Annotated in this window: 19 protein-coding genes; 12 read left to right on the forward strand and 7 right to left on the reverse strand. The window is 58.2% G+C overall.

Annotated elements, in window-relative coordinates; translation table 11 throughout:
• The first annotated feature begins 36 nt into the window (after positions 1–36).
• Genes coaD through ASE26_RS14190 form a run of 3 tightly spaced genes read left to right on the forward strand, consistent with a single transcriptional unit; the run spans position 37 to position 1,477 of the window.
• The gene (coaD, locus tag ASE26_RS14180) at positions 37–528 is read left to right on the forward strand and encodes a pantetheine-phosphate adenylyltransferase (RefSeq protein WP_028103399.1); all 492 of its coding nucleotides are present in this window, start codon (positions 37–39) and stop codon (positions 526–528) included.
• A gap of 12 nt (positions 529–540) precedes the next feature.
• Entirely contained in the window at positions 541–795 is a 255-nt protein-coding gene (locus ASE26_RS14185; RefSeq protein WP_055939436.1) for a YfhL family 4Fe-4S dicluster ferredoxin, read from the forward strand.
• A gap of 58 nt (positions 796–853) precedes the next feature.
• Positions 854–1,477: a chalcone isomerase family protein gene (locus ASE26_RS14190; RefSeq protein WP_229207328.1), complete on the forward strand. Its 624-nt coding sequence runs from the start codon at positions 854–856 to the stop codon at positions 1,475–1,477.
• 19 nt (positions 1,478–1,496) lie between these two features.
• Here the strand turns inward: ASE26_RS14190 and ASE26_RS14195 are convergent, their stop codons facing one another.
• Positions 1,497–1,760 (reverse strand): hypothetical protein, encoded by a 264-nt coding sequence (locus tag ASE26_RS14195; RefSeq protein ID WP_229207329.1) that lies wholly within the window; start codon positions 1,758–1,760, stop codon positions 1,497–1,499.
• Between the two features lie 102 nt (positions 1,761–1,862).
• Between ASE26_RS14195 and ASE26_RS14200 the strand changes: the two genes are divergently transcribed.
• A complete protein-coding gene (locus ASE26_RS14200) occupies positions 1,863–2,831 on the forward strand; it encodes a LysR family transcriptional regulator (RefSeq protein WP_055939445.1) in 969 nt (322 codons plus the stop codon).
• Positions 2,832–2,887: 56 nt separating this feature from the next.
• On the opposite strand, the gene ASE26_RS14205 is transcribed toward ASE26_RS14200, so the two are convergent.
• Together ASE26_RS14205 and putA are read right to left on the reverse strand one after the other, a co-directional pair.
• Complete coding sequence (locus ASE26_RS14205) at positions 2,888–3,661, reverse strand: transposase (RefSeq protein WP_082507640.1); 774 nt, start codon at positions 3,659–3,661, stop codon at positions 2,888–2,890.
• A gap of 111 nt (positions 3,662–3,772) precedes the next feature.
• Positions 3,773–7,402, reverse strand: a complete 3,630-nt coding sequence (putA, locus tag ASE26_RS14210; RefSeq protein WP_057246447.1) for a trifunctional transcriptional regulator/proline dehydrogenase/L-glutamate gamma-semialdehyde dehydrogenase — start codon at positions 7,400–7,402, stop codon at positions 3,773–3,775.
• 212 nt (positions 7,403–7,614) lie between these two features.
• On the opposite strand from putA, the gene ASE26_RS14215 reads away from it, so the two are divergent.
• Complete coding sequence (locus ASE26_RS14215) at positions 7,615–8,070, forward strand: Lrp/AsnC ligand binding domain-containing protein (protein WP_028103394.1); 456 nt, start codon at positions 7,615–7,617, stop codon at positions 8,068–8,070.
• Here the strand turns inward: ASE26_RS14215 and ASE26_RS14220 are convergent.
• Positions 8,063–8,767, reverse strand: a complete 705-nt coding sequence (locus ASE26_RS14220) for a 5'-methylthioadenosine/adenosylhomocysteine nucleosidase (RefSeq protein WP_055939455.1) — start codon at positions 8,765–8,767, stop codon at positions 8,063–8,065. The genes ASE26_RS14215 and ASE26_RS14220 overlap by 8 nt on opposite strands.
• A 226-nt stretch (positions 8,768–8,993) precedes the next feature.
• On the reverse strand, positions 8,994–11,966 hold the full coding sequence (locus tag ASE26_RS14225) for an EAL domain-containing protein (RefSeq protein WP_156409943.1): 2,973 nt from the start codon (positions 11,964–11,966) through the stop codon (positions 8,994–8,996).
• Between the two features lie 304 nt (positions 11,967–12,270).
• Between ASE26_RS14225 and ASE26_RS14230 the strand changes: the two genes are divergently transcribed.
• The 7 genes from ASE26_RS14230 to ASE26_RS14260 are packed head-to-tail and all read left to right on the forward strand — an operon-like array spanning position 12,271 to position 19,495.
• Entirely contained in the window at positions 12,271–13,308 is a 1,038-nt protein-coding gene (locus tag ASE26_RS14230) for a nitronate monooxygenase family protein (protein WP_055939461.1), read from the forward strand.
• Between the two features lie 12 nt (positions 13,309–13,320).
• The gene (locus ASE26_RS14235) at positions 13,321–14,925 is read left to right on the forward strand and encodes a GMC family oxidoreductase (RefSeq protein ID WP_055939464.1); all 1,605 of its coding nucleotides are present in this window, start codon (positions 13,321–13,323) and stop codon (positions 14,923–14,925) included.
• An 18-nt stretch (positions 14,926–14,943) separates the two neighbouring features.
• Positions 14,944–15,693: an ABC transporter ATP-binding protein gene (locus ASE26_RS14240; RefSeq protein ID WP_057246449.1), complete on the forward strand. Its 750-nt coding sequence runs from the start codon at positions 14,944–14,946 to the stop codon at positions 15,691–15,693.
• Positions 15,690–16,394: an ABC transporter ATP-binding protein gene (locus tag ASE26_RS14245; RefSeq protein WP_055939471.1), complete on the forward strand. Its 705-nt coding sequence runs from the start codon at positions 15,690–15,692 to the stop codon at positions 16,392–16,394. The genes ASE26_RS14240 and ASE26_RS14245 overlap by 4 nt, the downstream gene beginning before the upstream one ends.
• A gap of 27 nt (positions 16,395–16,421) precedes the next feature.
• Positions 16,422–17,627, forward strand: a complete 1,206-nt coding sequence (locus ASE26_RS14250; protein ID WP_055939474.1) for an ABC transporter substrate-binding protein — start codon at positions 16,422–16,424, stop codon at positions 17,625–17,627.
• A 5-nt stretch (positions 17,628–17,632) separates the two neighbouring features.
• A complete protein-coding gene (locus ASE26_RS14255) occupies positions 17,633–18,517 on the forward strand; it encodes a branched-chain amino acid ABC transporter permease (RefSeq protein WP_055939476.1) in 885 nt (294 codons plus the stop codon).
• Positions 18,518–19,495, forward strand: coding sequence for a branched-chain amino acid ABC transporter permease (locus ASE26_RS14260; RefSeq protein WP_055939479.1), 978 nt, complete (start codon positions 18,518–18,520; stop codon positions 19,493–19,495).
• Here ASE26_RS14260 and ASE26_RS14265 read toward each other — a convergent pair.
• Positions 19,492–20,211: a hypothetical protein gene (locus tag ASE26_RS14265; RefSeq protein WP_057246450.1), complete on the reverse strand. Its 720-nt coding sequence runs from the start codon at positions 20,209–20,211 to the stop codon at positions 19,492–19,494. The two genes, ASE26_RS14260 and ASE26_RS14265, sit on opposite strands and share 4 nt — an antisense overlap.
• A 59-nt stretch (positions 20,212–20,270) precedes the next feature.
• Positions 20,271–21,428: an iron-containing alcohol dehydrogenase gene (locus tag ASE26_RS14270; RefSeq protein WP_373922111.1), complete on the reverse strand. Its 1,158-nt coding sequence runs from the start codon at positions 21,426–21,428 to the stop codon at positions 20,271–20,273.
• Positions 21,429–21,468: the final 40 nt, after the last annotated feature.

Below are 21,468 nucleotides of genomic sequence, written 5' to 3' on the forward strand. Positions count from 1 at the left end.
TCCTTCTTTGTCCTAAGCCAATCGCATGGAGTTGCAATGGTTGTAGCAGTTTATCCGGGTACTTTCGACCCGCTGACCCGGGGTCACGAAGACCTGGTGCGCCGCGCATCGGGCCTGTTTGACACGCTGATCGTGGGCGTGGCCGATAGCCAGAACAAGCATCCGTTCTTCACCCTCGAAGAACGGCTGGAAATTGCCAACGAAGTGCTGGGACATTATCCCAACGTCAAAGTTGAGAGTTTTTCCGGGCTGTTGAAGGACTTCGTGCGCGAGCACGATGCACGCGTGATCGTGCGCGGCCTGCGCGCCGTGTCGGACTTCGAGTTCGAATTCCAGATGGCGGGCATGAACCGCTACATGCTGCCGGATGTGGAAACGCTGTTCCTGACCCCGTCCGACCAGTACCAGTTCATCTCGGGCACCATCGTGCGCGAGATTGCCGAGCTTGGCGGTGATGTATCCAAGTTTGTTTTCCCGTCCGTCGACCGCTGGCTGCGTAAAAAAATCGCAGCGCGCAAGGGCGATTAAGAGAGTATTGCCATGGCCTTAATGATTACCGACGACTGCATCAATTGCGACGTGTGCGAGCCGGAGTGCCCGAACGACGCAATCTACATGGGTCCGGAGATCTACGAAATTGACACCAACAAGTGTACCGAGTGCGTCGGTCACTTCGACGAACCGCAGTGCCAGCAAGTCTGCCCGGTCTCTTGCATTCCTTTTAATCCAGATTGGCGGGAAAGCAAGGAGCAACTGTTGGCAAAATTCGTGAAATTGCAGGCAGATAAGACCTGATGCCTCCCAAAAAGGGTAGCTCTGCGGTATATTGCTATCTGATACAAACGGAGACAAAATGAGTATTACTCGCCGTAAACTTTTACAAACTGCAGCCGCCGTCGCTTTCCTGGCCGCGAGCAGCATACCCGCCTTTGCCGCTGACGTGGCAGGCGTCAAATTCCCGGAAACTGTTTCTGTAGCCGGCCATGACCTCAAGCTGAACGGCGCCGGGGTGCGCACCAAGCTGGTGTTCAAAGTCTACGCAGTGGGCTTCTACCTGCAGGAAAAGAAGACCACCGTGCAGGATGTGCTGGCCGTAGGCGGCCCGCGCCGGATCCGCATCGTCGCGATGCGTGACCTGAGCTCGGACGACTTCGGCATGGCCTTCATGAAGGGCCTGAACGACAACGTCAGCCCGGAGGAACGCACCAAGCTGCTGCCGCAGACCAAGGCTTTCGGGGAGATTTTTGCCCAGTTCCCTGGACTGAAGAAGGGTGACGAGCTGATCGTCGACTGGAACCCGGCCGTGGGCTCCCAGCCGTTCCTGAACGGTAAGAAAGTAGGGGAAGTGCTGCCGGACCAGGCGTTCTTCAACGCCATCATGCGCATCTGGATCGGTAACAAGCCGGTTGATTCTTCGCTGAAACCGAAACTGCTGTCGGGCGTTGAGAAACCAGCCCCGGCGCCAGAAACTAACTGATTGCTGCGCTGCGGAAGGCTTACGCGCGGCAGGCCATCGCTCGCAGTTCTGCGACGTGGCTAGGCGAGCCTTCCATCGAATTCAGCATACGCTTGAACATCATGGTGTCGCGCATCAGGCGACGCTGCAGGCGTTCCTCTTTGCTCAACTTTGGCTTAACGACAAGCACGGCTGCGCGGGCGATACCACGCAGCAGCGGCTTGAACACGACAGCCAGCGCCAGCGCCAGGATCACCAGCGGCAGGTACTGCGCGAATTCGATGATGTTAATGTAAGTAGACATGGCCGTTTCTGTACCTTTAGAATCTACTGGTACTATAGTGCGCCGCAACATATAACGCCAATTCCGTTTCCCGATATCAATTATTATTGGTGTGAATGACCGATGAGCTTTCTGACCCTCGACCTGAATCTGCTGCGCGTTTTCGACGCGGTAATGACTGAGCAGAACCTGACGCGCGCTGCCGGCCACCTGGCCATGACGCAGCCGGCGGTGTCGAACGCCATCAAGCGCCTGCGTGAAAGCCTGGGCGACGACTTGCTGATCCGTACGGCTTACGGCGTCAAACCAACGCCGCGGGCCGAAGCGCTGTGGCCGCAGGTGCGCAGCGCGCTGGCTTCCCTGGAAGCCGCGGTAACGCCGGGGACGTTTGACGTCTCCAAGACCCATGCCACCTTCCGCATGGCGATGGCCGACGCAACGGCGGCGTTCTGGCTGCCCGCACTGATGCGCTCGATCGAACGCGAAGCACCGGGCGTCAACATCCGCATGGTTCCTTTGACAACACGCGAACCGCGTCCGATGCTGCTGCGCGGCGATATTGACCTGGCAGTGGGCTTCTTCCCGGGCGTGGCTGCGCAGTTGATGAGTGAACCAAGCTCACCTATCCGCCATGAACGCCTGTATTCGGGGATCTACGTGGCCGTGATGCGGCGCGGACATCCGCTGGCCAAGCAAGACCTAACGCTGGACAACTATTGCGGAGCCAACCACCTGCTGGTCAGCTTCTCCGGCCGCGCGCACGGCCTGGTGGACGAAGCGCTGGCGCAGATTCAGCGCGAACGCCGGATTTTGCTGACGGTGAACCAGTTCTTCACTGCCGGCCGCGTAGTAGCCAATAGCGACCTGATCACGGTACTGCCGAAGCACCTGATCGCCTCGACCGGCATGACCGACGCGCTGATCTACAAAGAGCTGCCGTTCCAGCTGCCAGCCGTGCACCTCGACATGCTCTGGCACGAACGCGACGCCCGCAGCCCAGCCCACAAATGGCTGCGCGGCCACCTCGAGAGCATGAACGCCATCGCCCAGAAGACCGCCCCGGGTACCAATCCTAAAAACGATACCTATTAATTTTACTGTTGGGCCCGTGTCACACCATGGGGCCACACCCCAAGTGTGACACGCCCTCAGCTGTCGTCCTGTGCGTAACTCTTAATGGCACGCGCTACTGTCCGGATGGAGACGCCGAAGTGAAGTGCGATTTCCAGGCGAGTATAGGCGCTAGTTTGGAATGCGCGCGCCATCGCTTCGTCGCGATTCAGGTAACTTGCGGCATAGGTCGCCAAAGGATGCGCCGCTGCGGATCGCGGATTAGGTCGTTCAGTGTGAAATTTCAAGGGATTCGGTAAGTCGACCCCACTCGCAACGAATTCTTTGTACGCGACAATCCTTCGGCTCTGGTCGCCTGGCCCGAATTGCGAAAGGATCCATTTCGTCTCTAGCCAATCGGGCGCATCGTCGGGAGAAAGATAGTACCGATGACTGCCCCAGAGCCAATCCGCAGCGTCATTTACAAGCTTTGCCCGTACTGGATTGAGACTGATATAGCGCGCTACCGCGAGCAGCTGCTCGCTCCTTGCCACAGTCACTGCGTGGAAGCGTCCTTGAATAACGTGACCCGTTAGACGGTGCCGATTGTTGAAATGCTGGCAGTACGATGCATTTAGCTGATGCATCGCCTCCGACAAGTTAGCACGAACCGTTTCCATCAAAAGATGGTAGTGGTTCGGCATCAGGCAAAAAGCGTGGACTTTTAGCTCATGGTTTTCCACTGTTTCGGCTAGCGTATCGAGCCAAATCAGGTGGTCACGCCGGTCATGATAAATGGCGGCGCGACGATTTCCACGCGAGGTTATGTGGTAAATCGCTCCGGGAAATACGACGCGGGGTGCTCGGCTCATACCAGCAACGCTAGCACCGCGCCAAACCACGCATGCTGACTAAAATCAAACGGCCGGGCCCGTGTCACACTTGGGGTGTGACCCCATGGTGTGACACGAGGTCAGCCGTAGTTAGGCGTCGAGCGTCATCAGGCTGGCGTTGCCGCCGGCGGCGGTGGTGTTGACGCACAGGGCGCGTTCGGCCACCAGGCGCCAGAGGGGGATGTCGCCTTCTTCCGTTGTGTCGATGACCGACACAATCGCGCCGTCGCGGGCGGCCAGTTCCGGGCGCAACTTGGCGCTGAGGCTGGATTCGACCAGTGCGATCTGGAAGTCGGATTTAGCCAGGTCGGCTGCGGCTATCGTCTGGATCGCGGCTTTTACCTCGGCTGGCAGCTCTGCCGGCAAGGAACCATCAACTACCAGTGCGCGGTTGCCGGTCGACAGGGCGGCTGCGACCTGGTTCAGCAGCACTTCAGGATGCGTTGCGAAGCAGGCGATATGGCCGCGTGGGACGTAAGCCAGCGTGTTGCGCTCGCCAGTCGGGCCTGGAAGGGCGGTCAGGCAGCCTACCGGCGTGGTGCGTGCATAGCTTTCGATATGCGCTACCAGGCGCGCTTTGCCTTGTGCCTTGGCCCATGCGGCCAGCGAGTCGATTGCCGGTACGCCTTTGCGCTCGTGGCGGTCCAGGGCGACGGCGCCGCGCTGCAGGCGCTTGAGGTACAGCGGGCCGCCGGCTTTCGGGCCGGTGCCGGACTTGCCTTCTCCGCCAAACGGCTGCACGCCCACCACCGCACCGACGATATTGCGGTTCACGTAGATGTTGCCGGCGTGCGCGCTGGAGGCGATGTAGTCGATGGTTTCATCGATACGCGAATGCACACCCAGGGTCAGGCCGAAACCGCTGGCGTTGATCTGTTGAATCACTTTCGGCAGCTCGGGACGCTTGTAGCGGATCACGTGCATCACCGGGCCGAACACTTCCTTGGTCAGTTCGGACAGGGAGCGGATTTCCAGCACGGTCGGCGGCACGAAAGTACCTGCATCGGCATCCGGAACTTCCAGCGAGAAGCTGTCCTTGGCGTGGGCGCGTACTTTGTCGATGTGCGACAGCAGGTTTTGCTGCGCTTCCTTGTCGATCACAGGACCGATGTCGGTTACCAGGCGGTCCGGTGAGCCGATACGCAGTTCCTTCATCGCGCCTTTGAGCATCTTGATGGTCTTGTCGGCGATGTCTTCTTGCAGGAACAGTACGCGCAGGGCGGAGCAGCGTTGGCCGGCGCTGTCGAAGGCGGACGAAATTGCATCGCCCACCACTTGTTCCGGCAGCGAGGAGGAGTCGACGATCATCGCATTCTGGCCGCCGGTTTCTGCGATCAGCGGGATGTCTACATTTTCAGCAGCGGCGCGCTTGGCGAGGGTGCGGTTGATCAGTTGCGCTACTTCGGTGGAGCCGGTGAAGATCACGCCTTTGACGCGCGAGTCGTTGCACAGGCCTGCGCCAACCACTTCGCCGCGGCCTGGCAGGAATTGCAAGGCTGCGCGCGGTACCCCGGCTTCGTGCAGCAGTTCGACTGCGCGTTGGGCGATCAGCGGAGTTTGTTCTGCTGGTTTTGCCAGCACCACGTTGCCGGCGGCCAGTGCGGCTGCGGCCTGGCCGGTGAAGATGGCCAGTGGGAAGTTCCATGGGCTGATGCAGGTGACAGGGCCCAGTGCCAGCGTATTGGTGGAGCCGCGCACCTGTACGGCGTAGTAGCGCAGGAAGTCGACCGCTTCGCGCACTTCGGCGATCGCGTTCGGCAGCGATTTGCCGGCTTCGCGCACGGCCAGGGCCATCAGCTCGAGTTTGTGGACCTCGAACAGGTCGGCGGCGCGATCCAGGCAGGCGGCGCGTTGCGATGGTTCGGTGGTTTGCCAGTCCATGGCGAATTGGCTGGCGGCGTTCAGGGCGTTGTTGACGTCATCTGCAGTCGATTCGGTCACGGAGCCTACGATATCGTCCTTGCGGGCCGGGTTGATGACCGGCTGGGATGCCTGGCCGGCGCTGGCTTTCACCGCCAGCAGTGGGCCTGCAGTCCAGCTGCGAGGTTGGGCCAGCGCGAGCGATACTTCGCGCAACACGTCTTCGTTCGAGAGGTCGATACCGGCGGAGTTTTTGCGCTCTGTGCCGAACATGTCCAGCGGCAGGGCGATGCTGGAGTGCGGCACGCCATTCAGGTTGTGTGCGGCTTCAATCGGGTTGGTGATCAGGGAGCCGACCGGGATGCTTTCGTCGACGATCTGGTTCACAAACGAGGAGTTGGCGCCGTTTTCCAGCAGGCGGCGTACCAAGTAAGCCAGCAGGGTTTCGTGCGAGCCTACCGGGGCGTAGATGCGGCATGCCTTGTCCAGGTTTTCTGCGCCTACGACCTGGTCATACAGGGTTTCGCCCATGCCGTGCAGGCACTGGAATTCGTAACCTGAGATGCCGTCACGCTTGGCCCAGGTGTAGATCGTGGAGAGGGTTTGAGCGTTGTGGGTTGCGAATTGCGCGTAAATGACGTCGGTCGCTGCCAGCAGGCGCTGTGCGCACGCGAGGTAGGACACGTCGGTATAGACCTTGCGGGTGTAGACCGGATAGCCAGGCATGCCGTCAACCTGGGCGCGTTTGATTTCAGCATCCCAGTAGGCGCCTTTCACCAGGCGCACCATGAATTTGCGGCCGCTGCGCTTTGCCAGGTCGACCAGGTAGTCGATTACGAACGGGCAGCGTTTCTGGTAGGCCTGTACCACGAAGCCAATGCCGTCGAAGCCTTCCAGTTCCGGATTGAAGGCCATTGCCTCCATCAGGTCGAGCGACAGTTCCAGGCGATCAGCTTCTTCGGCGTCGATATTCAGGCCGATGTCATAGCGCTTGGCGAGCTTGACCAGCGCGGTCAGGCGCGGCAGCAGTTCGGACATCACGCGGTCGCGCTGGGCGCGGCTGTAACGTGGATGCAAGGCTGATAACTTGACGGAAATGCCAGGGCCATTGCGGATGCCGCGGCCATTCGAGGCCTTGCCGATCGCGTGGATCGCTTTCTCGTATGCGGCGTAGTAGTAGGCAGCATCAACTTCGGTCAGTGCTGCTTCGCCCAGCATGTCGTAGGAGTAGCGATAGCCGCGTGCTTCGTTGTCCTTGCCGTTCTTGATTGCTTCGTCGATGGTCTGGCCGGTGACGAACTGGTTGCCCAGCATACGCATTGCCAGGTCGACGCCTTTGCGAATCAGGGGCTCGCCACCTTTGGCAATTATGCTGGTAATGGCCGATCCGAGGCCTTCTTCGCTGGAAGAGCTGACCAGCTTGCCCGTAATCAGCAAGCCCCAGGTCGCTGCATTCACGAACAGGGAAGGCGATTCGCCCAAATGCTTGCGCCAGTCGCCTTTGGAAATCTTGTCGGCGATCAGGCGGTCAGCGGTTGCAGAGTCTGGAATACGCAGCAGTGCTTCGGCCAGGCACATCAGGGCGATGCCTTCTTCGGACGACAGCGAGAATTGATGCATCAGGGCATCCACACCGGAAGAACGCGTGCGTTTTTCACGAACGGAGGTCACCAGCCGCTTAGCCAAGGATTGTGCATCTTGCGTAGTTTCCGGCGAACCGACGTTAATCTGCGACAGGAGCCATTGCACCGCAGTTTGTTCGTCACGGCGGTACGCAGCAGTGATGGCGCTGCGCAACGGGCTCGGATCTCGCAGGATTTCCGCTTGAAGTGCTGCGAACGGTGTGGTGTTCAGGTGCATGGATGTCTCTATTGGCTGGTATGTAAAAAATCTGGACGCTGACAAGAAAACACGCCCGGCAAACCCTGTTTGCCCGGGCGTGTTGTGCAGTGCAACTAATGATTCGATTGTACGGCGGAATCGCTCGGATTAATTCTGGTAATACTTATTGCTAGCAATAGATAGTTTTTGGTGAGAGAATTTGACCGAATAAAATTAATAGTGGGGATGTAATGCTGGACAAGATCAGTAAGAAGATTCTGGCCGAGTTGCAGAATGATGGCCGGATCAGCAACGTTGAACTGGCTGCGCGAGTGAACCTTTCGCCTGCCGCCTGCCTGGAACGAGTGCGAAAGTTGCACGAAGCGGGCTACATCATGGGTTATACGGCCCAGCTGAATCCGCAGCTACTGGATGTTTCGCTGCTGGTGTTCATCGAAGTGGTGCTGGATCGCACGACACCGGAGGTGTTTGATGCTTTCAAGCACAGCGTGCAGCTGATTCCCGAAGTGCTGGAATGCCATATGGTTGCCGGCGGTTTTGACTACCTGGTCAAGGCTCGCGTAAAAGACATGGCGGCTTACCGTGAGTTCCTTGGCAAAACGTTGCTGCAGAAGGGTGTGCGTGAGACGCACACCTATGCGGTGATGGAAGAAGTTAAAAACACTACCAAACTGCCCATCAAGTAAGCGATTTGCAGAAATTCTGGATCACGCCAAAGGCGTAGCGAGCGGCGACGGTTTGCACGAAGTGCATGAAATCCGTCGCCGCTTCTTCGTTTGCGTTGTCGGAAATCGTCCTCATGATGGCAAACGGTACTCCCAGTTCGTGACATACCTGGGCGACTGCTGCACCTTCCATTTCCACTGCCAATAAATCAGGCAGTGCGTCTTTCAGGGCTTCCAGGTGGAGCCTGTCCTTGATGAATTGATCTCCGCTGCCGATCAGGCCGCGATGCACTTGTGCGTCGTTTTGCAGGAATTGGCGCGTAGCCAGGCTCAGCTTCAGGCTCAATTCACGGTCTGTCGGCATGCGCGAGAGCCCGGTTAGCGGGATTTCAAAGCGGGGGAACAAGGGGCTGGCATCAAAATCGTGTTGAGCCAGGGAATCGGCGACTACGACGTCTCCAATTCGAACCCCCAGGTCTGCAGAACCGGCAACGCCGGTAAAAATAATGTGGGTAACGTTGAACTTCTCCACAAGTGTTGCAGCTGTCACTGCTGCAGCAACCTTCCCAATTCGCGATAAAACAGCTACAGAATCGATTTTCCAGAGTTTTCCGGCTGTGTACTCACGCTTGCCGTGGATGAGCTTGTAGGGGCTCTCCATGGCTTCCAGTAGACCTTGCTGTTCTTCTGCCAAGGCTGAGATGATCCCGAGACGCATGCGCGAGTTGTCCTCTATTTATTTAAAGTTGTATACGAAAGGATAGTAGTAGATAGTAAACGCGAGCCTGTCTGTGGATAAAGCTGTTAACATCCACAGAATCAGAAGTTTACGAATTGTAGAACTGGCTGGACAAGAACTGTGTGTAAACCGGATGAGTTCTGAACAATTTTTGTGCGTGAACTCGAAAATGGTGTTTACGCACATTCGATCCTGTGGATATTCATCAACTTATCAACAGGCGATGCAGTTTTTCAGCTGAAATTGGCTCTCCAAACAGGTATCCCTGGCCAAAATCACAACCTGCAGCCATCAATATTTCCATTTGGGCGTTGTTTTCGATCTTTTCTGCGATCACTTTGATGTCGAGCTTGTGCGCCATGGTGACAATTGCTTCGCAAAGGAGCTGGTTGTCGCTGAAACTGGTGTCCAGTTTGAGGAAATCGATCTTGAATCGCTTCAGGAAGTTCAGGGACGAGTAGCCATAGCCAAAGTCGTCCAGGGAAATCTGGAGCTTGGCGTCCCTGAGTGACTGCATCCGGTGCACCACTTCCCTGTTTGCTTCGAGCAGTAAGCCTTCGGTGACTTCGATCACCATCGAGCAAGGGGACAGGGCCTGCTCGCGCAGCAATTCCAGCCAATGCTCAACGCCGACCGCTTCATGGCGGAACTGCCAAGCCGATTTGTTCACGCATACCTTGAACTCGTTGCCAAATCTGGCTGCCATCGCTGCTGCTTCCTGGAAGACCCATTCGCCGATCGCTGCAATGACCCCGGTATTTTCAGCGACGCCGATGAATTCGGCTGGCTTGAGCAATCCTCGTTGAGGGTGTTCCCAGCGAATCAAGGCCTCCGCCATTTCGACTTTGCCTGTGGCCAAGTTGCTGATTGGCTGGAACAGCAGGCGTAACTCATTGTTTTTCAAGGCACTGCGCAGCTCATTCGCCAGTTCGATGCGCATCTGGCTGGCTTCCTGCATGAAGGGCGCGAAGTAATTGAAGCGGTTACGGCCCTGCTGCTTGGCGAGGTACATGGCCTGGTCTGCATTTTTAATAAGCACTTCAGCATCGTCACCATCGTCGGGGAATAGCGATATGCCGACGCTGCCCGAGATATCGGCTATTTCATGTTTGAGCTGGAATGGCCTGGCCAGGCTGTGCAGGATTTCTTGGACGATCCTGACCACGTCACCGGGTTCTTTGAGCTCGCTGAGGATGACGGTAAATTCATCGCCTCCCAGGCGGGCCACGGTATCGGTATTGCGCACGCATTGCATGAGGCGTTCCGCCACTTGTTTGAGCAAGACGTCGCCAAAGTCGTGGCCAAGCGTATCGTTGACAGTCTTGAAGCCATCCAGGTCGATGAAGATCAGCGCCATTGGCAAATGGTCGCGTGCTGCTTTCTTGATGTCCTGCCGCAGCCGGTCATTGAACATGCGCCGGTTGGGCAAGCTGGTGAGGGTGTCGAAGTTGGCCTGCTTCCAGATTGCCTCCTCGCTCGCCTTCTTCTTCGTGATATCGGTGAACAGGGCTACGTGGCGCAGCGGGTTGCCCTTGTTATCGAAGACGGTGTTGAAGCGCAGCGAGACCAGGTAGTGGTCGCCGTTCTTGTGCTGGTGCCAGATTTCTCCTTCCCAGTAGCCGGTGTCGGTGATGGTCTGGCGCATGCGGCTGTAAAACTTGATGTCCTGGTGGCTCGAGGTCAGCTCGTAAGCAAGGTGGCCGATGACTTCTTCTGGGGCATAACCGCTGATCTGGGAGAAAGCTGGATTCACGGACAAGATGCGGCCTTCCGCGTCGGTCACCATCATGCCTTCGCTGGCATTCTCGTACATGAGGGTGGCCAGTTTGCTGGTCTCTTCGTGGCGCTTTCGCTCGCTGATGTCTTCCGCCATGACGAACAGGCCAAGGACTTTTCCTTGTTCGTCGCGATCGGGCACGTAGGTGATGGCGTCGCAGCATTCCTGGTCTTTGCGTTTCATGCCCCGCTCAAAATGTACCGTTTCGCCGGCAAAGGCACGTTCCAGGTGAGGCATGGTTTCGGCGTAAAGGTCAGGTGGCAGGGCTTGCTGCAGGCTTTCGCCACTGCCGTAAGTTTCAGCAAAGCGGCGATTTTTGAAGGAGTAATGCTCGTCCCGGTCCATGTAGGCGATCACGATTGGCAGGTTGTCCGCTATCAGGCGCAAGCGTTGTTCGCTGCTGGCCAGTTTCTTTTCTGTTTCCATCGAGGTCGCGTAGAGGGCGCGATAGCGGATTTCCCGGTCTTCTGCCGCGGCAAAGGAACGCAGGGCGTAGATGATCGCAGCAACGATCAGCGTAAAGATCAGGAACAGCGCGATGCCGGCGATGAGTAATTGGCGCTGCGAAATCAGGGCTAAGCCGACATTTGAGCTACCGACGGTAACTACCAGGGGCAGGTTTGGTAGTTTGCGGTAGCTGGCGATGCGGGATTTTTTGTCTATGGGGCTGACCGTCTCGATTGTGCCGATCGGGTTGCTGCCGAAGGCCTTGTAGACGTTTGAATCGTGAATATCGCGGTTGAAGGTTTCGCTGAACAGGGGAGCGCGAGCAACGATATGTCCGTTGGTGTGGAACAGGGTGACCGTGACGTCGTCGCTGAGGCGTGAGTTCTCAAAGGTTTCTGCAAGGCGACTGGCGTCAACCGGAGCCACGATCACCCCGAGGAATTTGCCCTCAGCGTCTTCAACCCGGCGACTCAGGAAAAGAAGCCGCGATTTTGAAATTCGTCCATAGGTCGGTTCACCGACAAACAGTTCGGTTCCGGGTTTTAGTTGGGCCCGGAAGTAGTCGCGGTCAGCATAGTTGATGCCCTTGACAGCGATATCGCGCGAGCTGGCAGTGGCAAAGCCTTTTGGATCAAGGAAGGTTATCCAGAAACTGTTGCCGAAAGAGGCTCCGCGAGAAGAAAGCAGGCCGTCAATGGTCTGTGGCGTGTAGGGAGCGACCTTGATCGCGTTGGCAAAGCCGAGCAATGCGATGTCGGATAGTTGGATCGAGCTAAGGACTTGGGCTTCGATTGCTCGTGCGTAGTGTTGGGTTTGCTGACGGATGGCCTGTTCGCGATCGCGTGCGGAAGAGGCGAGCTGCCAGGCCACGACTGCCGTGGCGAGCAGGGCGAGCATGGTCATGGTGACGAGCAAACGCCTGCGAAAGCGTCGATAGGCGTCGGTGGTCGACAAGAGCCCTCCAGGCGAATTGCATGGAACAACTTGCTTGTTCAGTATAGGTGGAGAGTTGTGTTTACGTTAGATTAGTGTGTATACAAAGTAGTAATGGTTGTTAACAACCCCGACTTTCTGTGGATAAGTGCACCTTGCGAAGAAAAATCAGGGGTTTACGAGCTGTATAAGCAGGCGCGTAAACCTTGCGTGAACAGAGAACTGTTTTTGGACAATTTTCGGCGGTTTTCGGGAAGTCTTGTTTACTCACAAATGATGCCTGTGGATATTCATAGCGTTATCCACAGCTATAAAGGGGTGAAAAATGAGCATGAAAGCGATTTTTCCCATTCCGATCATCCAGGGCCCGATGGCTGGTGGTGCCAATACGCCGGCGATGGTGGCGGCGGTGTCAAATGCCGGGGGGCTTGGATCGTTCGGTATTTCGATGATTTCGCAGGAGACAATCCGTGCTCAAGTTGCCGAAACCCGGCGCCTGACCGCCAAACCATTCATGCTGAATTGCTTCGTGCAGGGAATGCCATCGCCTTCGCAGCAGGAAGTGGAGCGCGGGGCTGGATTGTTGCGGCCAATTTGGAGCTCGCTGGGCTGGCCGGACCTGCCGAAGCCGGCTAAATGGTGTGAGGATTTCGCCGCGCAGTTTGAGCTTTTGCTGGAGCTGAAGCCTGCCGTCGCCAGCTTTACCTTCGATATCCTTAGCGCCGCGCAGGTAAAACGCCTTCATGATGCGGGCATGTTTGTTATCGGTACGGTTACCAATGTGGAAGAAGCGCTGGCCTGGCAGGCCGCCGGAGCTGATGCGGTTGTTGCTTCCGGCGTGGAGTCGGGCGGCCATCGCGGCACCTTCATTGGCGAGCAAACCGCTGCGACGCTGGCGGCAATTCCGCTGTTGTCTGCCGTGCTGCAGGCGGTGAAGATTCCCGTTATCTCCGCCGGAAATATCATGACGGGTGCAGAGATCCGTGAGCGCCTGGCGTTGGGTGCAGTTGCGGTGCAAATGGGGACTGCCTTCCTGGTCACGCAAGAGTCAGGCATCCCGGCGGCCTACAAAGAGCGCTTGCTGGCCGCGCAAGGCAACCCCACCCGGCTCACGCGCGCCATTTCGGGGCGCTATGCACGCGGAATCGAGAACCGCTTCATGCGCCAGATGGCCGAGGTCGAGGCCGAAGTGCCGGCCTATCCAATCCAGAACGCCCTGACCGGCAGCATTCGTGCTGAAGCGGCGAAGCGTGGCGATGCCGAATTGATGTCGTTGTGGGCGGGCACGGGCGTCGCTAAATGCCGCGCCATGCCGACTGCAAAATTGATGGAAACTCTTATTTCGGAAATCGATAATTCCTGACCCGGAGAACACTTGGAATCTGTAGGCCAGTTTGACTTCATTATTGTGGGCGGTGGGACTGCGGGCTGTGTGCTCGCGAACCGCCTGACTGAAAACCGGAAGGTGGAAGTACTGTTGATCGAGGCGGGAGGGAAGGACGATTACGTCTGGATTCACATCCCCGTCGGCTATCTGCACTGCATCAATAACCCGCGTACCGACTGGCTTTTCCGCACAGAGGAAGATGTGGGGTTGGGCGGCCGCAGCCTGATTTATCCGCGCGGTAAAGTCCTTGGCGGCAGTTCCTCCATCAATGGCATGATTTACATGCGCGGACAGGCCAGCGATTACGACAAATGGGCGGAGATGTGCGGTGATTCGAGCTGGCGCTGGTCGGAAGTCTTGCCGTTGTTTCGCAAGAGCGAAGACCATCATGGCGGCGCTACTGATTTTCATGGCGCCGGTGGTGAATGGCGCGTTGAGAAGCAGCGCCTGCGCTGGGACATCCTTGACGCTTTCCGGGACGCGGCCGCCGAATCCGGGATCCCGAAAGTCGATGATTTCAACCGGGGTGACAATTTCGGTTGTTCGTATTTCGAGGTGAACCAGAAGCGCGGCATCCGCTGGAACACGGCCAAGGCCTTTTTGCGCAGGGCGGCGCGGCGCCCTAACCTGACCTTGATGACAGGCTGCCACGTCGAGAAACTGGTGCTGGAGCAGGGTGTTTGCAAAGGTGTGATCTTCACCGGTGGCGGGACCCGCTGGAGCGCCGAGGCGCGGCGCGAGACAGTGCTGGCAGCTGGCGCTATCGGTACGCCGCAAATCCTTCAGCTGTCCGGTATTGGCCCGGCGGATGTGCTGGCGAAAGCAGGGGTGACGCCAGTGCTCGACTTACCGGGTGTCGGTGCGAACCTGCAAGACCATTTGCAGCTGCGTATGGTGTTCAAGGTGGAGGGAGCACGTACGCTGAATACTTTGGCGGCCAGTTGGCTGGGCAAAGCCCGCATCGGGCTTGAGTATGCGTTGTTCCAGAGCGGCCCTATGTCGATGGCGCCATCGCAAATGGGCGCCTTTGCGCGTTCGGGCCCGGAGCAGGCGACACCCAACCTGCAATACCATGTGCAGCCGCTGTCGCTGGAACGCTTTGGAGAACCTCTGCATGACTTCCCTGCTTTCACGGCCAGCGTTTGCAACTTGCGCCCGACTTCGCGCGGCCATGTGCGGATTGCTTCCGCCGACTCTTATGCGCCGCCGAAAATCACGCCGATGTATTTGAGCACCGATGAAGACCGGCGCGTCGCCGCGGCTGCATTGAACCTCACGCGCAAAATCGTTGCGGCGCCGGCGCTGGCAAAATACAGGCCGGAAGAATGCAGACCCGGTGTGCATTTTCGCACCGACGAGGAGTTGGCGGAGGCTGCGGGCTCCATCGGCACCACGATATTCCACCCGGTCGGCACCTGCAAAATGGGCCGCACGGACGACGTTTCGGCCGTGGTTGACAGCGAATTGCGGGTTCGCGGTGTGCGCGGTTTACGCATTGCCGACGCTTCGGTGATGCCGACCATCACTTCAGGTAACACGAATTCCCCGGTAATCATGATTGCGGAAAAGGCAGCGCTTTTGTGTATGATCTAGCAAAACCGGGGAGACGCAATGTCCGACTTCATCTTGGAAACAAAGAGTTTGACCAAGGAGTTCAAGGGATTCACCGCTGTCGCCAACGTGGACTTGCAAGTCCAACGTGGGCATATCCACGCCTTGATTGGCCCGAACGGCGCCGGCAAGACGACCTGCTTTAACTTGTTGACCAAATTCCTGGTGCCGACTTCGGGCCAGATCCTCTTTAACGGCAAGGACATCACTTCGTACAAGCCGGCGCAGATTGCGCGCATGGGCGTGATTCGTTCGTTCCAGATTTCTGCAGTCTTCCCTCACCTGAGCGTGCTTGAAAATGTGCGCATCGGTTTGCAGCGCAAGCTCGGCACAACCTTCCATTTCTGGCGCAGCGAACGAACGCTGGAGCAGTTGAATGGCCGCGCGATGGAGTTGCTGGCTGAGGTCGACCTGGCTTCGTTTGCCGATACGCTGACGGTCGATATGCCTTATGGCCGCAAGCGTGCTTTGGAGATTGCGACCACGCTGGCGATGGAGCCTGAACTGATGCTGCTCGATGAACCGACCCAAGGCATGGGGCACGAAGACGTGCACCGGGTGACGGAGTTGATCAAAAAGGTTTCTGCCGGCCGCACGATCCTCATGGTCGAACACAATATGAACGTAGTCTCCGGCATTTGCGACCGGATCTCCGTGCTGCAGCGCGGCGCAGTGCTGGCTGAAGGGCCGTATGCTGAGGTATCGAAAAGTCCTCACGTAATGGAAGCCTATATGGGGACCGAAGCATGACGGCGGCGCTGGAGATCAGCCAGCTCCAGGCCTGGTACGGCGAGTCGCACATCCTGCATGACGTAAACCTGAACGTGAACCACGGCGAAGTGGTGACGCTGCTTGGGCGTAACGGCGCCGGCCGTACAACGACGCTGCGCGCCATCATGGGGCTGACCGGAACCCGCAAGGGTTCGATCCGGATCAACGGCCAGGAAGCGATCGGTTTGTCGACGCACAAAATTGCCCATCTGGGAGTCGGCTATTGTCCCGAAGAGCGCGGCATTTTCTCTTCGCTGACCACCGAAGAAAACCTGATGCTTCCTCCTGCGCTGAAAACCGGGGAGGGCATGTCGGTTGAAGAAATCTACGAGATGTTCCCGAACCTGAAGGAACGCCGCGCCAGCCAGGGTACGCGCCTGTCCGGTGGCGAGCAGCAGATGCTGGCGGTGGCGCGGATTCTGCGCACTGGTGCGCGCCTGTTGCTGCTGGACGAAATCTCCGAAGGGCTGGCGCCAGTGATTGTGCAAGGCTTGGCGCGTATGATTCGCACGCTGAAAGCCAAGGGATACACGATTGTGATGGTCGAGCAGAATTTCCGGTTCGCGGCGCCGCTGGCGGATCGGTTTTATGTCATGGAACACGGTCGGATTGTTGAGAGTTTTGCGTCATCGGAATTGGATGCCCGCATGCCGGTGTTGACCGAGCTGCTGGGCGTTTGAATATCAAAAACTGAAAACGGAGACACTATGAAACGCAACGCCATTGCCTTTGCAGCAGCCCTTTGCGCATTTGGACCGGTGGGCAGCGCCCACGCCCAGATTTCCGGCGACACCATCAAGATCGGCTTCATCACCGATATGTCGGGTGTCTACTCAGACATCGACGGGCAGGGCGGCGCCGAAGCCATCAAGATGGCGATTGCCGATGCGGGCGGCGCGATCAATGGCAAGAAGATCGAGTTCGTTTTTGCCGACCACCAGAACAAGGCCGATATTGCAGCATCCAAGGCGCGCGAATGGTTCGACCAGCAGGGCGTTGACATGCTGGTGGGCGGCACCAATTCCGGCGCTAACCTGGCGATGGCGAAGATTGCCGCGGATAAGAAGAAAGTGTTCATGGTGATTGGGGCCGGCTCGTCGCGCCTGACCAACGAGGAATGCACGCCCTACACCGTGCACTATGCTTACGACACCGTGGCGCTGGCGCGCGGCACCGGCGCCACGATGGTCAAGCAGGGCGGCAAGAACTGGTATTTCCTGACGGCCGATTACGCCTTCGGCCACTCGCTGGAGAAAGACACGACTGAGGTGGTGAATAAGTCCGGCGGCAAGGTGATCGGCAATGTGCGCCACCCCTTCCCTGGCACCGACTTTTCGTCCTTCCTGATGCAGGCGTCTTCTTCAGGTGCGCAGGTGCTTGGCCTGGCGAATGCGGGCGGCGACTTTATCAATTCGGTCAAGGCGTCCAATGAATTCGGCGTGTCGAAGAAGATGAAGATGGCTGGCTTGCTGGTGTTCATCAACGACATTCATTCGCTGGGCCTGAACGCCACCGCGGGCATGTACCTCACGGACGGCTGGTACTGGGACATGAACGACACCACGCGCGCCTGGTCGAAGCGCTATTTCGCGAAAATGAAGAAGGAGCCGTCGATGCTGCAGGCGGGGGATTATTCCGCCGCCTCGCAATACCTGGCCGCTGTGAAGGCTATCGGTACCGACGATGCGGACAAGGTGATGACGAAGCTGAAATCGACCACCATCAAGGACGTATTCACCAGCAACGGCGTGATCCGGCCTGATGGCCGCATGGTGCACGATATGTATTTGATGGAGGTCAAAAAGCAGTCGGAATCCAAGTATCCATGGGATTACTACAAGGTTGCGGCGACGATCCCTGGCAACCAGGCCTATATGTCCAAGGCCGAATCCAAGTGTGCCCTGTGGAAGTAAGCTAGATGGAGATCTTCGGCCGTCCGCTTCCGATGATGATGTCCCAGCTTTTGCTGGGGCTCGTCAACGGCTCTTTTTACGCCATGCTGTCGCTCGGTCTTGCCGTAATTTTCGGCCTGCTGAATGTGATCAATTTCGCGCACGGCGCCATGTACATGATGGGCGCCTTCCTCGCGTGGATCGGCATGACCTACTTTGGCATGAGCTATTGGAGCATGCTGGTTCTCGCGCCGTTGATCGTCGGCATATTGGGCGTGGTGATCGAGAGGACGATGCTGCGGCGCCTGTACAAACTCGATCACCTTTACGGGCTGCTGCTGACATTCGGCCTGACCCTGCTGGTTGAAGGTGGTTTCCGCTCGTTTTACGGGGTCTCTGGGCAGCCGTTTGAGACGCCGGAGGCCCTGCAGGGGGCGACCGACCTTGGCTTCATGGCGATGCCGAATTACCGGGCCTGGGTGGTGCTGGCATCCCTGGTGGTTTGCCTGGCGACCTGGTTCGTGATCGAGAAGACCAAACTTGGCGCCTACCTGCGGGCCGGGACCGAGAATCCGAAGCTGGTGGAAGCCTTTGGAATCAACGTGCCGCTGATGGTGACCCTGACCTATGGCTTCGGTGTCGCTTTGGCGGGCTTTGCAGGCGTCCTGGCGGCTCCAATCCAGCAAGTGACACCCTTGATGGGGTCGAACCTGATTATCGTCGTATTCGCCGTTGTGGTGATCGGGGGCATGGGGTCGATCCTGGGCTCGATCGTGACCGGCCTGGCGCTCGGCGTGATCGAAGGGCTGACGAAAGTGTTCTATCCGGAGTTTGCCAACACCGTCGTATTTTTGGTGATGGTCATCATCTTATTGCTGCGTCCCGCCGGCCTGTTTGGCAAGGAACGATAAATGAACAAGAAGCTGGGCTATTCCATCGCTTTTGCGCTGGCGCTGGGCGCGCCGTTTGTCGGCTATCCCGTGCTGCTGATGAAGCTTCTGTGTTTCGCGCTGTTTGCCTGCGCGTTCAACCTGTTGATTGGCTTTACCGGTTTGCTGTCGTTTGGCCACGCGGCCTTCTTCGGCGCCGCGGGCTACTTTGCCGGCAACGCCTTGAAAAACTGGGGACTGGCGTTTGAGCTGAGTTTGCTGGTTGGCGTGCTGGCCGGTGCCGCGATTGGATTGGTGATGGGCGGCTTGGCGATTCGGCGCCAGGGAATTTACTTTTCGATGATTACGCTGGCACTGGCGCAAATGGTGTATTTCGCTGCGCTGCGCTTCACCGATTTCACCGGCGGCGAAGATGGCTTGCAGGGTGTCCCGCGCGGCAAGCTGCTTGGTGTGCTGGACTTGGGTAGCGACTTGACCATGTACTACGTGGTGCTGGCGATTTCCATTGCGGGCTTTGCGCTGATTATGCGCACGGTGCATTCGCCGTTTGGCCAGGTGCTGAAGGCGATCAAGGAGAACGAGCCGCGGGCAATTTCGCTTGGCTATGACGTGGACAAGTACAAGCTGGCGGCGTTCGTGCTTTCGGGTTCGCTGGCTGCCCTCGCGGGGGCTACCAAGTCGATCGTGCTGGGCTTTGAAACGCTGACCGATGTGCATTGGGCGATGTCTGGCCTGGTCATCTTGATGACGCTTGTTGGCGGAATGGGCACGCTGGTTGGCCCGATCATCGGTGCGATCCTGATCATTTCGCTGGAAAACAAACTTGGGGACTTCGGTACAATGATGGCTGGGGCCACCGGCATTGAGTGGTTCTCCACGCTTGGCGAAGCGGTCAGCCTGGTGATTGGATTTATCTTCGTCGCTTGTGTGCTGCTGTTCCGCAAGGGGATCGTTGGCGAGTTCCTCTACCTGCAAGGAAAGCGGCGCAAGCAAGCCTAATTCACTGGCTTGAGCCGTGCGCTGTGGACCCAACCGGCAGCGACTTTGGGGGTCTTTGGATGCTGGTAAAAGACCAGCGTGTATCGGCCGTTGACGCGGGACGCTTCGAGCCGGTCGCCAGGAACCACGAAAATGCCTTCAATGCCGCAGCGTTCATCTGGTGCTGAATGGAATTGCAGCCGCCCTTCGCCGGCTGCCACATAGCTAGCTTGCTGAAGTTGCCGGCCGCTCATTTCGACCGCGTGTTCGTGCTTGGCGAAGCATGCCTCGGTCATCGCCGGCAGTTCGAACATCTTCCCATCCTTCCAGGTGAACTGCGTAATTTTCGTTGGGGCAGACTGGCGCAGGTGAAGGAGTGGATAGGGGCCAGCGAAGCTGATACCCGCGAGGTCAGCACACACACCAAACGGCGGGGAGGATTGGAGCGGCGCCTTCGCTTGGATGCTTAGCAAGCGATAACTGGCTGGGCACTTCGGTGCTGGCTTCCAGGAGCGGAGGAGGATGAAGTCCTTTGTAGCTTCAGGCACCAGGCGCAGGATAGCGGCTTCGCTTGCGTCGTCGAGGGCGAGTGCTTTCTGCCCATTCTGGAAGACGGCCGGTTTGGCGGCAATGTAGCGAACTTCGGTGCGACCAAAGCGCCCATCGATTCCATCGCCTGCGGCAGCTGGTCCGGCCATCAGCAATATGAGAAATGGAAGGGCTGACCGAACGGCCATGTGCAGTATCCGCGTAGTTTTTTTGGGAACGCGGATTATATCTTTGTCACGGTGATAACTCAGAGCGCGAGTTCATACAGTGCGTAGGCGTCTGCGCGAGCAACCGGGCGTGGATTGTTGCCGAGGAGGCGAGTTTGCTTCATGGCCTCGCTCGCAAGCAAGTCGAGATCGCCGGCGGTGATGCCGACTTGACTTAGGGTGCGCGGCAGAGCCGTGACAGCGGCGAATTGTTGCATTGCAACAGCGAGGGCTTCGGCGCGCGCCGCCGTGCTTCCCGCTGCGTGAGGCACGACAATCGCCGCCAGTTCTGCATATTGTTCGGCGCACGCCTGCGCGTTGAATCGCAAGACATGGGGCAGGACCAAAGAGTTCGAGAGCCCATGGGCGACATGGAAGATGCCGCCGATGGGATATGCCAGCGCGTGAACGGCTCCGACCGGTGCGTTGGCGAAGGCCTGTCCAGCCAGCATGGCGCCAAGCAGCATGGCCTGTCGGGCTGCCAAGTCCTGTCCATTTTCGCAGGCGCGGATCAGGTGGCGCGACAGCAGGCCCAAGGCCTGGCGTGCAAGCCCATCCGATAGCGGATTCTTTTTGTGCTTGCTGGTGTAGGCTTCGATGGCGTGAACCATGGCGTCTATGCCCGTTGCTGCGGTCACGGCGGGCGGAAGGCCGATGGTAAGCTCGGCATCGAGAATGGCCATGTCGGCGTACAGCTGGGGTGCAACGATGCCCATCTTGCTGGTGGCGCCGGTGGTGACGATGGATATGTTGGTGACTTCTGAGCCTGTGCCGGCAGTGGTCGGAATCTGGACCAGGGGCAGGCGCGAGCCGTGTACGTTGCCGATGCCGTAGATTTCAGACAGCGATTGCGGACTGGCGGTCAGCACGGCAACGAGCTTGGCGACGTCCATTGAACTTCCGCCACCGAGGCCGATAACGAGTTCTGACGCATGCTGTCGGGCGAGGGCAAGTGCCTCTTCGACGACGTGCTCGGGAGGATCAGCTACCACATCCGCAAATTGTTCCACGTGAAACATTGCCGCTCGCATGCTTGCGATGGCTGCATCGGCCTGGCCGGTGCGTAGGAAACCCTGGTCGCTAACCAGGAGCACGCGACGGATGTTCGGGAACCGGCTCCGAAGTTCCTTGCCCAGAGCTTTTGTCGCGCCGGGAGCGGACAGGATGGTGGGGACGGTCGCAAAGCTGAAAGAGGTCAACAGGTCCATCGGGAAAGCTTACACCAGCCTCCAGCAGCGT

Source organism: Duganella sp. Root198D2 (assembly GCF_001428585.1).
In the GTDB taxonomy this organism is placed as follows: Bacteria; Pseudomonadota; Gammaproteobacteria; order Burkholderiales; family Burkholderiaceae_D; genus Rugamonas.

Excerpts from the sequence above, each read along its gene's own strand:
- coaD (WP_028103399.1), top strand. The coding sequence starts at position 37 with ATGGTTGTAGCAGTTTATCCGGGTACTTTCGACCCGCTGACCCGGGGT.
- ASE26_RS14185 (WP_055939436.1), top strand. The coding sequence starts at position 541 with ATGGCCTTAATGATTACCGACGACTGCATCAATTGCGACGTGTGCGAG.
- ASE26_RS14190 (WP_229207328.1), top strand. The coding sequence starts at position 854 with ATGAGTATTACTCGCCGTAAACTTTTACAAACTGCAGCCGCCGTCGCT.
- ASE26_RS14195 (WP_229207329.1), bottom strand. The coding sequence starts at position 1,760 with ATGTCTACTTACATTAACATCATCGAATTCGCGCAGTACCTGCCGCTG.
- ASE26_RS14200 (WP_055939445.1), top strand. The coding sequence starts at position 1,863 with ATGAGCTTTCTGACCCTCGACCTGAATCTGCTGCGCGTTTTCGACGCG.
- ASE26_RS14205 (WP_082507640.1), bottom strand. The coding sequence starts at position 3,661 with ATGAGCCGAGCACCCCGCGTCGTATTTCCCGGAGCGATTTACCACATA.
- putA (WP_057246447.1), bottom strand. The coding sequence starts at position 7,402 with ATGCACCTGAACACCACACCGTTCGCAGCACTTCAAGCGGAAATCCTG.
- ASE26_RS14215 (WP_028103394.1), top strand. The coding sequence starts at position 7,615 with ATGCTGGACAAGATCAGTAAGAAGATTCTGGCCGAGTTGCAGAATGAT.
- ASE26_RS14220 (WP_055939455.1), bottom strand. The coding sequence starts at position 8,767 with ATGCGTCTCGGGATCATCTCAGCCTTGGCAGAAGAACAGCAAGGTCTA.
- ASE26_RS14230 (WP_055939461.1), top strand. The coding sequence starts at position 12,271 with ATGAGCATGAAAGCGATTTTTCCCATTCCGATCATCCAGGGCCCGATG.
- ASE26_RS14240 (WP_057246449.1), top strand. The coding sequence starts at position 14,944 with ATGTCCGACTTCATCTTGGAAACAAAGAGTTTGACCAAGGAGTTCAAG.
- ASE26_RS14245 (WP_055939471.1), top strand. The coding sequence starts at position 15,690 with ATGACGGCGGCGCTGGAGATCAGCCAGCTCCAGGCCTGGTACGGCGAG.
- ASE26_RS14250 (WP_055939474.1), top strand. The coding sequence starts at position 16,422 with ATGAAACGCAACGCCATTGCCTTTGCAGCAGCCCTTTGCGCATTTGGA.
- ASE26_RS14255 (WP_055939476.1), top strand. The coding sequence starts at position 17,633 with ATGGAGATCTTCGGCCGTCCGCTTCCGATGATGATGTCCCAGCTTTTG.
- ASE26_RS14260 (WP_055939479.1), top strand. The coding sequence starts at position 18,518 with ATGAACAAGAAGCTGGGCTATTCCATCGCTTTTGCGCTGGCGCTGGGC.
- ASE26_RS14265 (WP_057246450.1), bottom strand. The coding sequence starts at position 20,211 with ATGGCCGTTCGGTCAGCCCTTCCATTTCTCATATTGCTGATGGCCGGA.